11 protein-coding genes are annotated in these 13,251 nt (G+C 65.9%); 3 read left to right on the forward strand and 8 right to left on the reverse strand.

Features of this window, described 5'->3' with window-relative positions; genetic code table 11:
- Nucleotides 1-576 carry a TetR/AcrR family transcriptional regulator gene (locus tag AC0685_RS11230; protein WP_478225392.1) on the reverse strand — a complete coding sequence of 192 codons (576 nt, stop codon included), beginning with the start codon at nt 574-576 and terminating at the stop codon, nt 1-3.
- 78 nt (nt 577-654) lie between these two features.
- Between AC0685_RS11230 and AC0685_RS11235 the strand changes: the two genes are divergently transcribed.
- Nucleotides 655-1,041: a cupin gene (locus tag AC0685_RS11235; protein WP_478225393.1), complete on the forward strand. Its 387-nt coding sequence runs from the start codon at nt 655-657 to the stop codon at nt 1,039-1,041.
- Here AC0685_RS11235 and AC0685_RS11240 read toward each other — a convergent pair.
- Genes AC0685_RS11240 through AC0685_RS11265 form a run of 6 tightly spaced genes read right to left on the reverse strand, consistent with a single transcriptional unit; the run spans nt 1,038 to nt 10,333 of the window.
- On the reverse strand, nt 1,038-2,255 hold the full coding sequence (locus AC0685_RS11240) for a TIGR02679 family protein (protein ID WP_478225394.1): 1,218 nt from the start codon (nt 2,253-2,255) through the stop codon (nt 1,038-1,040). The two genes, AC0685_RS11235 and AC0685_RS11240, sit on opposite strands and share 4 nt — an antisense overlap.
- A complete protein-coding gene (locus AC0685_RS11245) occupies nt 2,255-6,292 on the reverse strand; it encodes a TIGR02680 family protein (protein WP_478225395.1) in 4,038 nt (1,345 codons plus the stop codon). Before AC0685_RS11245 ends, AC0685_RS11240 begins: the two co-directional genes overlap by 1 nt.
- Nucleotides 6,289-7,470: a TIGR02678 family protein gene (locus AC0685_RS11250; protein ID WP_478225396.1), complete on the reverse strand. Its 1,182-nt coding sequence runs from the start codon at nt 7,468-7,470 to the stop codon at nt 6,289-6,291. Before AC0685_RS11250 ends, AC0685_RS11245 begins: the two co-directional genes overlap by 4 nt.
- A complete protein-coding gene (locus AC0685_RS11255; protein ID WP_478225397.1) occupies nt 7,467-9,011 on the reverse strand; it encodes a TIGR02677 family protein in 1,545 nt (514 codons plus the stop codon). The genes AC0685_RS11250 and AC0685_RS11255 overlap by 4 nt, the downstream gene beginning before the upstream one ends.
- 56 nt (nt 9,012-9,067) lie before the next feature.
- On the reverse strand, nt 9,068-9,589 hold the full coding sequence (locus tag AC0685_RS11260) for a DUF6907 domain-containing protein (protein ID WP_478225398.1): 522 nt from the start codon (nt 9,587-9,589) through the stop codon (nt 9,068-9,070).
- A gap of 48 nt (nt 9,590-9,637) precedes the next feature.
- Entirely contained in the window at nt 9,638-10,333 is a 696-nt protein-coding gene (locus AC0685_RS11265; RefSeq protein ID WP_478225399.1) for a hypothetical protein, read from the reverse strand.
- A gap of 155 nt (nt 10,334-10,488) precedes the next feature.
- Here AC0685_RS11265 and AC0685_RS11270 point away from each other — a divergent pair, with 155 nt between their 5' ends.
- Nucleotides 10,489-10,821, forward strand: a complete 333-nt coding sequence (locus tag AC0685_RS11270) for a DUF6973 domain-containing protein (RefSeq protein ID WP_478225400.1) — start codon at nt 10,489-10,491, stop codon at nt 10,819-10,821.
- Nucleotides 10,822-10,898: 77 nt separating this feature from the next.
- Entirely contained in the window at nt 10,899-11,267 is a 369-nt protein-coding gene (locus AC0685_RS11275) for a hypothetical protein (protein ID WP_478225401.1), read from the forward strand.
- A 6-nt stretch (nt 11,268-11,273) separates the two neighbouring features.
- Here the strand turns inward: AC0685_RS11275 and AC0685_RS11280 are convergent, their stop codons facing one another.
- The gene (locus tag AC0685_RS11280) at nt 11,274-13,175 is read right to left on the reverse strand and encodes a DNA/RNA helicase domain-containing protein (RefSeq protein WP_478225402.1); all 1,902 of its coding nucleotides are present in this window, start codon (nt 13,173-13,175) and stop codon (nt 11,274-11,276) included.
- Between the last annotated feature and the right edge of the window lie 76 nt (nt 13,176-13,251).

Below are 13,251 nucleotides of genomic sequence, written 5' to 3' on the forward strand. Positions count from 1 at the left end.
CTAGGTGCGCTGGTACAGGTCACCCAGCCCCGCTTTGATCTGCTCCGGCGCCATGCTTCGTCGCTGGTAGACGTACTGCGCCGCCGCCAGTGGCGCGAGCAGCGCGTCGGCCCTGAAATGCGCGTCCGCTTCCGGCTCGATTTCGCTGATCAAAGCGACCAGGTGACTGTGGTGCAGCCGGTACGCGCCCGTGACGAACCGCGCCATCGGCGTCTCCGTCTCCGCGACCATCAGCAGTTCGCCGTGCGTCTCGAGCCTGTCGACGTACGCGTCCATGAACGCCTTCAGCCTTTGGGTCGCGGGTGCCCCCGGCCCGAGCGGCGGCGGCCCGCTGATGAACGCTTCCTGGAACTCGCGCTCGTTCTCGTCGAGCAATGCCTGTGCTAAGGCGCCCTTGTCCGGGAACCGTCGATACACGGTGCCGATCCCGACGCCCGCCTCCGCCGCGACCTCGTCCAACGCGAGCCCGTCGATTCCTTTGGCCGCCACAAGCCTGGCCGCCGCGTGGACGATCTTCTGCCGGTTGCGAGCCGCGTCCGCCCGCTCTGGAGTCCCGGCTCCTGCGATGGGAAGCACTCGGCCAGCCTAACCGGTGGACAAGTGGAACTTTCTCCAGTTAACTAAGTGGAGGAACTTCCACTTAAGGAGATTTGGATGTCTGTCGAACACTTCACGAGCGATGACGCTTCGACCTGGTTCCAGCGGCTCGACCAGCGGATCTTCCTGGCCGACGTCCTCGCGCAGGACAGTGGCGCGGCCATGTCCGTCGGCTTCGCCCGTTACGGGAAAGGCGAGAAGAACCCGTGGAAGATGACCTACGACGAGGCCCTCGTCATCACTTCCGGCACTTTCACCGTCGAGGGCCCTTCGGGTTCGGTGACGGCTCGGGCAGGCGAGGTGATCTATCTGCGGGCTGGAACCGAGGTGGTCTACGTAGCCGATGAGGACACGGAACTGGTCTATGTCACCTATCCGCATTGGCTGGCCGCTACGGAGTCTTCAGTCGAAGCCCATCGCCTCGAAGATTTCCACGAGGCCTAGCGAAGATCCTCCAACAAGGCGGGAAGGACGAGTTCCTCTTCGATGCGCACTCCGCGTCGCTCCAGCGCCGGCCGCAGGTCCGGATCCCAGATCGCGTCCGCCGGCCTTCCCGCCAGCGGGCCGCCTGCCGTGGTCGTCGCGGAGTACGCCGAAGCATCGAAACGCCAGGGCATCCACGGAATCCGGTCGCGCAGGGTGTTTCCGATCCGGATACCGCCCCAGTCGAAGTCGCCGTGATACCGGAAAGAGGCACCGCCTGCCACGAGCAGATCGAGGAGCCGCCACACCGCGGCAGACGGCTGGCCGTTCACACAGACGAGAGGAGGGCAGCCAGGTCCCAGCTCATCGGCTGCGGAGGCGAGGACGATCGGGTTTTCGCAGACCGACACCAGCCCGAATCCGACGCCGAGTCTCGCGGTATTCAACTGGCGTAGCGTCAGGACACACGGTTCGCCGATTTCCTTCGCCAGCGCCAGCATGCGGCCGGTCGCCGTCTCCGTGTCACCGGGTAGACCGAGGCACAGCACGGACGAGGACAGATCGTCACGGTGTACGCCCACCGCCGCCCAGGAAGTTCGCCGTTCGCCCGCTGTTCCGTCTCCGGCCGGTGGGCGGCCGCGGAGGGCTCTCGCTGCCGAGAGGACGAGCGTCGCCAGGGGGCGCCCGTCGTCCAAGCCGTGAGCGTCGCCGGTGGTCTCCGCCGCGAGCCTGCCCAGCGCGATGCCCTGCGACGGCAACTCGGCGAGAACCTCGACCACTGCAGTGATCAACGCCGAAGCGTGCTCCGGTTCGGAAGCCAACCTCCGGACCATGCCGGTGGAGTCCAACCACGCGCGCCACGTCGCCAGCATCGGACGTCGCGCGACCAGTTCGTCCAGTGGCCCGAAAGCCGCCGTCCAGGCCGCGGCTTCGGTTGCCCGGTCCGGCACAGTTCCGATCAGCAGCCTCGTCGCGTCGGCGAGCCCGTCGGGGGCCGAACCACTGCGGCGAAGCACAGCGTCGACTTCGTCGAGTGAAACGCTCAGGGAGGTACCGGTACCCGCCCGCCTGCCGAGCAACCGTTCGATGGCCCTGCGCTGGTCATGCGTCGCCGAATTGAGTGTGACTACTCCGCTCAACGGCCTGCCGGCGACCATCCGCCGGCGCAAGCGGTCGAGCAGCCACGCCGTTTCTTCGCCGCCCAGGAGCCTGCGGAGCCGATCCGGATCGGCCATCAGGCGCCCGGTACGCAGGGAAGCGGCCGTTGCCGCTGGACACGCTCGCGCCCGTCCCAGCGCCAAGGGGTCACGAGAACGGCGTCGATTCCGTCGCGCCGAGTGAGTTGTGCGATGGCCAGCCCCGGCACCTGCGGGTAGCAGCCCCATTCGCGTTCGCTGGTCATCACGACGTCGAGATCGAATGCGGCGAGCAGGCCGAGGCACTTGGCCCGTGAATCGTCGTCGACGCCTGCGAACGCTTCGTCGAGCGCGACCAGACGTGGCGTGTGGGGATTGGCCGAAGACGAGTAGAAGGAGGAGGCCGCGGCGAAAAGCGGAACCGACGCGGCGAGCACCCGTTCACCGCCGGACGCCGGTCCGGTCGCCGACCGCCACTGGCCATCCTGGTAGCGCTGAATGGCGAACTCGTGCCAAGATCGATAATCCAGCGCGCGAGTCAGTTGTTCGACCCAGCCGCCGGCCGCGTCTTCGGCGTGCTCGCGGTTGATCTGCTCCTGCAGGAACCCGCCGACGGCGGTCCGGTCCTCGGCACTCCAGGCGTCCGCGGTCTGCCGCAACAACCGGTCTCGTACTCGATCGAGCCCATCAGGCGCCGTTCGCGAAGTACGCCACTGCAACCGTAGACGCATTCCGGTCGACGTCGGCCGGGCTTCGAGGTCGGTGTTGATGGACCGGACCTGATCCTCGGCGTTCCCGATCAATTCTTGCAGCGTGCCCGCGACTTCGTTGATGAGGTGGTTCTCGAGGATCTCGCGTTCTTTCGCCGAAAGCAGGTTCGCTCGTTGCTCGTTCTCCATCTCCAAAGCGGTCACCAACGTCGGAATGTCCTGGGTGCGCCCTTGGAACAGCACATCGACGACGATGATTCCGTCTCGTAGGGTCATACCGACCGAGTGGCCGTGCCTGGACAGCGCGTCGGTCAGCAGTTTGTGCTCGGCCGACACCTTCTGCTGAACCAATTCCCACGGCCGGTCCGCGTCGTCCACGCCGTCCAGCGCGGCGTTGATCGCCCGCGCGAGAGCGACGGCCGGATTGGGAGCCCACTCCTTCTCCGGGGCGGGGAAATCCAATTCGGGAACGGCTGTTGCCAACAGCCCTGTCGCCGCGAAGGCCCGCAGCTCACTGATGGCCTGATCACGCCCGGCCACGGCGGTCGAGATCGAATCGCGAAGCTTCTCACGTCGTCCGATCGCCGTGCCTCGGTCTTGGTGCAAGACCCGTTCTTCTTCTCGCACCCGCTTCTCGCGGGCGTCCCGTTCGTCCGATTCCCTCGCGACCGCAGCCAGCTTCCGATAGAGCTCCTCGACTCCCGCGCCCGCGGTCTCCACCAGTACGCGATGGCGTTCGGCCGCGGTTTCGGCTTCAGCGCGGGCTTCGGCGGCCGACTCTCGCGCTTCGTCGTGGCGTTCGGCGGCATCCCGCTTCTCGTGTTCGGCCTTGGCCGAATCCGCTTTCGCCCGAGCCAGCGCCCGCGCCGCGGGCCAGAGCCCGGCAAGGGCCACCCGGTAGTCGCCGACTGCCTTGTGGACGCGGGCCAGATCCTCGGGGTCCGTTGGCAGACCGACATCACCGGCGAATTCGATGGCCTTGCCGCGAGACCGCTCGGCTTCGTCGGCACACTCGGCGGAAACTCCGACAGCTTCGTCGAGGCGGCCGTCGATCCGGCGCTTCTCCTTGTGCTCGCCGACGAGCACGGAGTGGGCCTCGCGGAGATCGGTGTCTTCCGGCTGGGCTCGGTGTTCCGCGGTGAGGGCGGTCCGCTGAGCGGCCAGGCCATCCGCGGCTTCCGCCAGCTCGGCAAGGTGCCGAGACATCCGGTCGCCCGCATCCCGCAGCTGCTGGATCCGTTCCCTGCGCGCGGCTTCCCGAGCACCTTCACCCAGGTAAGCCGCTGCGTCCTTGTGCCATGCCCCGGTCAGCACGCCGATGGCGAACCTGCCGTCCACCGCGACCCACGTGTCCGCGCCAGGACCGAGACCGATCGCACGCAAGACCGCGTTCACCACATCGTCGGTCAGGGCCGAGGCCTGAGGGTCGGCCCGATCCACCGCCGGCGCGAGCACAGCGGTGAGGCCTCCTGACGGCGCGGCCTCACCGGGTTCGATGATCACGTCGCCGGTCCGCGTGCTGTGCAGTTCACCTTCCGGGGATACCCAAGCGTCCAGAACGCCAGAGGCCTCCAACGCCGCTTCGAGCCCAGCACGGTGCTGCTCGTTGACGCCGGGGACGAAATCCACGACTTTCCATAGTGGAGCACCAGGACGGCCGGTTCGTGTGTCTTCGTCACGTGTATAGGGCCTTGGCGGAGCGTCGTGCCCGCCCGCTTCCAGTCGTGCGATCTCGTCGTTGATCGCTTGCCGTTCGGTTTCCGCTGCTGTTCGTTCGGCATCGAGGGTGGCTTGCCTCCGAGCGAGCTCGGCGGTCGCCAGCAGCACGGCCTCCTCGACGGCCGATGCCGCAGGATTGACGCCGATGAGCGTCTCAGTCCACGCGTCGAGGGTGTCGAGCGCTTCGTCCATATCGGACAGTACGAACTGTTCGGTGCTCGCCAGGTAGGACCGGTAACTGTCGACAAGGGCCGCACCGTGCCGGGCGACACTCTCCTCGACCGCGGTGATCCGCTCGGCGGCGCTTTGCTGCTCAGCGGTGATCCGGTCGACACTTGCCCGCGCGGAACGCAATGCTGCCTCGGCCTGCGTCGCGGCATTGAGTAACCGTTGAAGCTGATCGACCGCCTTGGTCCGCCGTTCGATGATCACCTGCCCGGCTCGCTCGTCTTCATCGGCGATGAGCGCGGAATGTTCATCGGTCAGGTAGGCGGCATCGGCGGCCTCGTACGCGATCTCTTTGGCCTGCTCCAAAATCTCCGCATCGGCGTCGGCCGTCCGCTGAGCCGTCTCGGCTTGCTCCTCACGGAGGCGCAGGTTGCCGGCGGCCGACAACAGATCGCGCTCCCGCAAGTTCGCGAACTCACGGAGCCTGGCGGCTTCCTTCCCCACTTGTTTCAGTGTTTCGGCGTCCCGCATTTCGGGGCTGCTCTGCAGTGCGTCACGGCGCGTATCCAGCTGGGCTTTCGTGGCCGCCAGTTCATCGAGAAGTCTCTGGGCCTCGTTGAGCGCCAGTGTCGCTTGCTCGTATGCGGCCTCGGCTTCACCCAACTCACGTCCGAGCTTTTCGTAAGCGCTGTGCGTATGGCGAACTGGTGCCGCACGTCGTTTGGCCGCGATTCGGGAGTAACGCCGGTAATGTGCGAGGAACTGCTCGGCCGCCGTCTTCGCCTCCGCCAGGGCGTGTAAGGTTTCCCGCTCCTCGTCCAGGCCACGGAATGCTTCCGCGACCGTGGCCACCAAGGCCGGGTCGAGCGGCGGGAGTGCCTCGGTGAGCGCCCGGGACAGCAGTTTCTCGTCCGGCTTCTTCGACAGCTGCGGTTGCCGTAGCTGGATCAGCAGATTGACGAGGGCTTCGTAGCGGTGGCTTCCCAGCCCGAAGAGCGCTTCGTCCACTGCGCGTCGGTAGTCTGACGCGGTGTCGTACACCAGGCCATGCCCGACGACGGCGTCCTTGAGCTTCTCCCTGGTCAAGGCCACCCGGGTCGGGCTCACCAGGGAAAGGTCCTGTCCGACGCGCTGGTCGGTGACAAAGAACCAGTGCTTGGCGATTCCACGCCCGGCGACGGCCTTGAGACCACAGCCGAGTGTTCGATACTCGGCGCTCCCGTCGGGAAGGGCACGACCGAATTCCAGCCAGGTATAGCCAAGGCGTTCATTATGTGGATGCTTCCCGCCGAGCAGCAGGTTCCATTCCATGCGTTTGTTGCGATCCCCGTCGGGCTCCACCCGGTGTGCCGAGAGTTCGCCGTCGAGGAGGAACGGCAGGGTCAGCGCGAGGACCTTGGATTTTCCGGTTCCGTTGTTGCCGCGTAACAGCAGACGGCCGTCGTGGAAGTGGAACTCTTCGAGGTCGTAGTAGAACAGGTCGACAAGGCCTGCCCGGAGCGGTTGCCAGCGGGCCTTGTCCGGGACGGGCAAGGTCATTTCCCGGTCTTCCTCTCGCGGATGGTGGGCGCGTCGAGCCGGTAACGCCCGATCGCGGGCAGCGCGCGCACCATCGGTGGATCCCCGACGGAATCCTCGACGAGCCGTAGGGCACGCAGCTTGTGCAACGCGATGGCGAGGAGTTCCTCGTCGGTGACTCCGCGGCGCCAATAGGAGGCATGGTCACGGGCGATCTTCCTGACGTACGCCAGCATTCGCTCGATCGGTACCGGGCCGTTCCGCGCAGCGAGGTACTCGGCGACGAGCAAGGTGGCGTGGCCATCGGTGCGCTGCTCCGGCATGCGCACATCGGTCAAGTCGTCGTCGGGATCGACCATCGCGATGCCCTCCGCGCGGACCTCGGCGACCAGCCCGGTGGCGGCCTCGATCCGGTGCGTCAACGCATGCCGCTGGCCGGTCAGGTACAACCGTTCATCGTCGGCCAGCTCGTCGTAGTAGACCACAGGATCGTCGAGGAGGCGGCGGGTCAGGCGGTGGCGCAGCGCCCGATTGCGCAGGTCATCGGTGTCGGCGACAGGCTCGTGGGCGAGCTCTTCGAGCCTGGTTTCGAAATCGGCGGCATTGATCGTCGAAGGGCCCCGGGTGCTGGTCAAGAGCGTGGCCAGCACCCGGCGCTGCACGTCGTACAAGACGTCTCCGTTGTCGCTCAAATAAGCGTCTTCCTCACCGGCGACACGTTCGAGGACACCCCAGGAGAGCAGTAATCTGACCGCGGCGACGAGATCCGAACGCTCGTCCCGCCGGCTCATCGTGAAGGACACGCCCGCGTCGACGAGTTCGGGTTCGCCCGCGGCGGTGAGTACGCCTTCAGCGAGTCGGCCGAGGGTGATCTGCGCGTCGGCTCGCTCCAAGACGGCCAACGCCAAGCAGAGCAAGACGTACCTGCGGCGGCCGAAAGGTGGTTTGCCCTTGCCGTCTCTCGCTGGATGAGTCTGGTCGGTCAACGTCGGCGCGGTCTTGAACAGGCGCGCGGATTCAGCACTGACCAGCAGCCGCCAGCCCGTCTCGGTGGCCAGCCAGTCACGCAGCTCCGGCGCGTGGCGTCGGACCAGCCGCAGTACTTCGTCGTCCGTTCCGGCTGTCAACAGCGGCTTGGCAAGGAGCGCCCGCAGGGCTTTCCGCTTCTGGGCGACGGTTTCCTCGCCAAGCACGGTCACGCGATCGCCTCCTCCCGGCCGTTCCCGATCAAGTCGATGATCTCGATCAGATGTTCCGGACCGTGGAGGATCCCATCTTCGGTGTGGATGCTCACCGTTCCTCCGCCGCGTACGAGAGTCAAGCGAACCTCCATCGTGCCGTCACTCGTGGTGGTCCGGACTTCGTGATCGCCAGGAGCGCGCGCCGACAGCGCGTCGCCGAGGAGACCGAGGAAGAGCCGGAATGCCCGCGCATCGAGCTCGCCCAGAGCCGATAGACGCGTGGGCCCTGGTGTCGCCAGCCGCTCACGTGCGGCGGCGACCTGCTCGGCTTCGAGAACCGCCTGCTCGGCCAGGATTCGACGCTGCTCCGCGCGGTCCGCGACCCGGTTGGGCTGGCCGCGTCGCTCGTAAGATCCCGTCCTGCGCAACTGCGGGCTGATGTGCACTCCGGCCGCTTCCCGCCACGGCGTACTCGGTGCGGGTTGCTCTTCCTCCCACGCGGCAACGGTTTCGTTGTCGACGGTGAGGTGTCGCGCGGAACTGAGCCCGAACGCCGTCCGCCACAAGCGATGCGCCGCATTGTCGTCCGGTGCCTCCGCGAACCAGCGAGCCAAAGTCCGGAAGTCGGCCGAGCGGTCGGAACGTCCGGAACGGCGTTCGTTGAGCGCGGCCACCGTGTCGATGAGCTGCGTGATCGCCGTGACCGCGGCTCCGCGCAGCAGGCGCGCCTGTGACTGATGCCGAGAGTCGGCCGAAACGAACCAGTCGTGCAGTCCACGCCAGCGGTTTCGCCAAATTTCGTAACGGCTTTCGACGGCGGTCGCGTTCTCGTGGTCGTCAGGTGCGACATCGGCGGCTTCGCGTTTCGCCGCCACCATGAGGATGTCCCTGACGCCGACTTGCTCGATCTTGCCCAGAAGGGTGGCGATCTCCGCACCCCGGTTGGCGAGATCCGCGATGAAGCGGTTGACGTAGTCGATCAGCCGCTGCTTGTAGGCGACGAACGCCTCCACGTCCCCGTCGGCGAAATCGATGACACGGAGTAGCGATGCCATGAACGCCTGCGCGTTGTCGGCCAGACCGGTGAACCGCTCGGCGAGCGCGAGCAACAGCAGATGCACCTTCGCCGGGTCGAGCTCCCGTACCCCGGCCAGCTCCACAAGCGCTCGCAACTGCGCGGCGATGTCCTCCAGCGCCACGGACTGCAGCGATCCGCGGCGGCCCAGGGCCTGGTCGTAGACCGCGAGCGCTTCCTCAGCGGCCTGGCCGGCGGCCGTGAGCTGGTACAGGTACCGGGCACGATGGAAGTCGGCGACACTGGTCACCCGGCTCGTATCCGGATCGGCCCGCAGGTTGTCCCAGTCGACTAGCTTGTCCAGCGCGTCCGCGACCTGCTCGACATCACCCGATCGGCCCAAGTCCGCCGCGACGTCCTCCGGCCGCATGTGAACGATGAATCGGTCCCTCGCCCGCGCGAACGTCAACAGGACGTCGCGATAGAGCGCCGCGTTCGGCGCACTGAGGTGCGCGAACGGTTGAGGCTCCAGGTCGTCGGTCACGATCCCATTATGGGGAGGGCAGCGACAGTTTCGATCGCACCCCTCATGGCGCCTGGTCAGCACGCAATTGCCGCCGACGGCGGGGCGACTTGCCGTTCGGTCATCTCGGCCGCGATGGTCAGAGTCTCGGCGAGCTCCCGGGTTTCGGCCGGAGTCATGTACCAGCCATGGTTGGTTTCACCCTTCCCAAACCAGATACGTGGCTCGATTTCGCGCACGCCCTGCAGAAGGTGCACGGTCGCGTACTCGGGTTGGTATGACAGGCCGTTCCCCATTTTGTCGCCGCCTTCCAGTACAAGAGGGACATTGCCCGTCCACTCGGACATGTGCTGGCGGTCTTGGCCGCGATCGTCATCGCTGTGCCACCCGGAGTCACACCACCAGGGGCATGGCTGGGTCAGCCAGAATACGGAATTCGTGCATATGCGCGCGTGCTCGTCCGCACATACGACGAGGTCCGCGCCATCGAGACTGTGCGGGCTCAGCGGGACACGGCCACACCGGGCGCAGGCACTCCCGCGCTTCTGCGCCTCACTCAACGTGGCGATCTCTACCGGTGGGAAATTCGAGTTGCTCATGAAGGCGGCTCCTGCGTAGCTGCTTCGGATGAATACATGAACCGCATGTCATGCTGCGGAACTACCTGTTTTCAGGTATCCGGCGAGATGCCGGGTGGCGGAGTCCAGCCGGCACGACACCTGGTAGCGGCTGATGCCAAGACGTTCCGCGGCCGCTGACCGCTCGTCATGGTCCAGAAGCACATCGGACACCAAATCCGCTTGTGCCGGTGTCACCGCGCCCTCGAGCATCGCGCCGGCGAGGACAAGATCCGGATGTCCCGGGGCCGAACTCGCGGTGGCTATGGTGTCGTTGAGCTCGGACCGGGACATCGCGAGCCGAGTCTCGCGATTGCAGGCTTCGTGCGCGCGGCGGAACGCTGCCCAGTAAAGCTGCCCGTACACCTTCTGAGCTGCAGCGTCCGCGACGTCGAGTGCTTGCAGGAACCCTTCGAGGATCTCGGAATCCAGGTCGTTTCGCTCGCCCGGATAGCGAGACCTGAGCTTGCTGCCGATGTGCTTCAGACCGGGCATCATCATGGCGGCCGCCACGACGGTCCACGGTTCAGGCGTCGCGTGCGCCCGCCCGACCAAGTCTCGCCAGACGGCGTTCTTGGTGACCCAGCTCGTCTGCCTCTTGAGCAGCAGCACTCGCACCTCGTCGATGGGTTTCACTTCGGCGGGCAGACCGCAACCGAGCGCGGCGCAGTCAAGCGTCAGCGCTCGCGGGCCGGCGGCCAACGCCAGGAACTGCCGCTCGATCACGTCCAAGTCCGACGGGGAGTAGGTCATTATGGGCCTTTCGGGTTCGGCGGAAATCTCACTCCCCAAATCGCCTCCGTGGGCACCATATGCAAATGATTCACTGGATCGGTGGCATGCCGGTTCTTGCAAAGTGAGAATCTCCGGGTCGACGCCAGGTGGCTGGCGTCAACTTCGCTGCGGCGCACGAGCGGAACCCGACCAATCAGCACATCCCGGTGGCCATGAACCAGCACGACAACGAAGTCGGCCGCGCGATCGCCCGGGCCAACCCGGACGCCAGCCCCGAGGAGATGGCGAACCTGGTCGAACAGGCGGTCAAGGACGGCAAAATGGTGGTCATCGACAAGAACGACACACTGGTATCGTCCGACGAATCGCCTCCTGGCGAGACCCGCGAAACCAAGAACAAGCCTTGGCCCACGGACAATCCGGGGCGCAACGACGACCACGACCCCGGCGAACCGTCGGCGACTCTGGACCAATACTGACCATGCGCTTGATAGTGACTCTGTTTGCCCTGCTCGCCCTCGTGGCGGGCTGCGGCACGAGCACCCCAGGAGTGGCAGTGGAATTCGACCAAGGTCTCGAAAAAACGATCGGAGATCTCGCCAGGTCAGGCGGCTCGCGACCGCTCAAGGAACTGGCGCCCGGCGATTGGACCTCGGTACAGGTCCTCACCGGCCCCGCTTCAGGCGCGCGAATCGAACGCGAGCTCGGCAGGCCCGTCACGGTCGAGGGCGATGGCACGCACAGTGGGGACTACGTCCAGGACGGCAATCTGCTGGTGTTCGACCGCGACGGCGCCACTACGCGGATGGTCAGCCTGGGCACCCTCGCCGCTCTCGGCGAGGGTAAGTACCGGGCCGATGTGGTGCTGCGGGCGCAGGGTGGCGCCATCACGATGACGGACCCGGACGGGCGCCCCGCAGGCTGATCAGGGCTATCGGGTCATCTCTTCCAAGAACGCTTGGGTCTCGGGATCGGTCGAATAGACGGCGGTGCCACGCATCCCACGGGTGAGCAGGACCTTGTAGGTGTTCTTGATCAGCGCACCGAAATGCAGTTCGTCGGCCCGTTTCACGGCACTGTCCTCCGAGTTCTGGCGCTGAGGAACCCACATGCCGTCGCGCCGAACGAGATCGGAGCCGAAGATGACTCCGGACCAGTCGTACTCGAATCCCTGCGCGGTGTAGATGCAGCCCACTTGCCCGAAGCCGCGTTCGTCAGTGGCCCAGTAGTTGGATTCCGGGACACCGGCCACGGCCTTGTTCCGCTCCGACTTCGCGTTCCACGGACGCTGCCAACCGCCGATCTTGACGTCGTCGACCAGCGCGCGGCCGTCCGGAGTCATCACCGGATCGCTCCAAGGCCAGCAGAAACCGGCGGCGAGCCGGGGCACTCCGCCGTGCAGTTCCTGTTGGTGCAGCACCCATGACTCGAGTGCTTGCGGCGATGCGGCACTCGACACCGTGATGCCCGCGTCCAGAGGGCCCGCGAGCTTGCTCCATGGGACAGGTGGTTCGACGTTCTGCCCCAGGCCCAGCAGCCGGGCGACCCAAGTGTCGTAGGAGACAGAACCACCGCAGCGCAACTGATCGTGCAGCCGGACGACCTCCACCTTGCATCCGAGTGACTCGGCAGCAGCGGAGATCTCGCGCAGAGAACCCATCTCGCCGGGCCGCACGATCTGATTCTCATCGAGCAGGAACACCGGCACGATGGCGACGTTGATCAGTTCGTCGATCTGGCGACCAGCGCGATCGCGCTGCTCCTTCTTCGTGTACTGCGTGACGCCTTTCTCGCGAATGCGGTGTGCTTCGTCGCAGATGAGGACGTCGAGTTCTCGCGGTTGACAGCCGACGTAGGTGTTGAAGTACTTGAACAAGCCCTGGACGCGTGTACTTCCACGACCGGCGTATTTCCGCATCGTCTGGGTGAAGGACTTGGAGCCGGTCGCGTGGTGGACGGCGAGGCCGCGGCGAGCCAAATCGCCGAGGAGACTCAACGCGATCACACTTTTTCCTGATCCGGGACCGCCCTCGACTATGACGACGGTACGAGTCTGGGCCGCGCGAGAACGTTCTACTGCCTGCATCACCAATTCGTAAGCGACCTTTTGTTCGTCAAGCAGGACGAACTGTTCGCGATCCCGGATCTCCGCGGCCGCCAGCGTCAGCAGAGGTTTGGTCGGGCGGTGTGCGAAGCCGAGGAGTTCGTCACCCGCGGTGAGGTTGCTTCCTCGTTCCGCCGATTTGTCGAGTACGGCGTTGAATGCCTGCCGGAGGTCGGCCTTGTCGTCCATCGTGAACAGTCGCCCGTATTCGCTGACCCTGTACTGGAGGAGGTCGTCGATATCGGCACGGCGGGCGTTGTGCAGGTACGCGATCCCGTGGACTGCCTGGGGACGCTCGGCGAGCGCCGGAGTGTGGTCCACGAAGTACTGGCAGTACCCGCGCACTTGCTCGACCGGATGGAGGTGCAGACCGGGAAGGCCGGGGATGTTGAGCACCTGGGCAAGGTGGACTTCGGCCTTCGACCATTGCTTGAGCTCGACGAATACGAACGAGCTTTGCCCGGTACGGGGGTGAGTTCCGCACAGGACGACGTCCACACGTTGCCTACTATGGGGAAGCTGGTGCTCGAGGAGGACTTCGACGTCTTCGAGTCCCGCATCGATCAGGTCACTCAGCAGGACGGGAAGGCTCTTCTGCCAGGAGACGACCTCGCTCGTGCCTGCCCTGGTGCCGAGCACGTATCCGGACTGCTCACGCAGTCTCTGGTGCAGGCTGCCTGTCCGAGCCTCGACCAGAAGATCGGCTGCTCGGCCGCGTGCAAGTGCCACCTTGTCCCCTCCCCAGGGCGTGCGTCATCGACGTACGGATGGGGACAACAACGAGGTGACTCGGTGTCCGTCGGAC

The organism is Amycolatopsis sp. NPDC043889 (genome assembly GCF_056435645.1).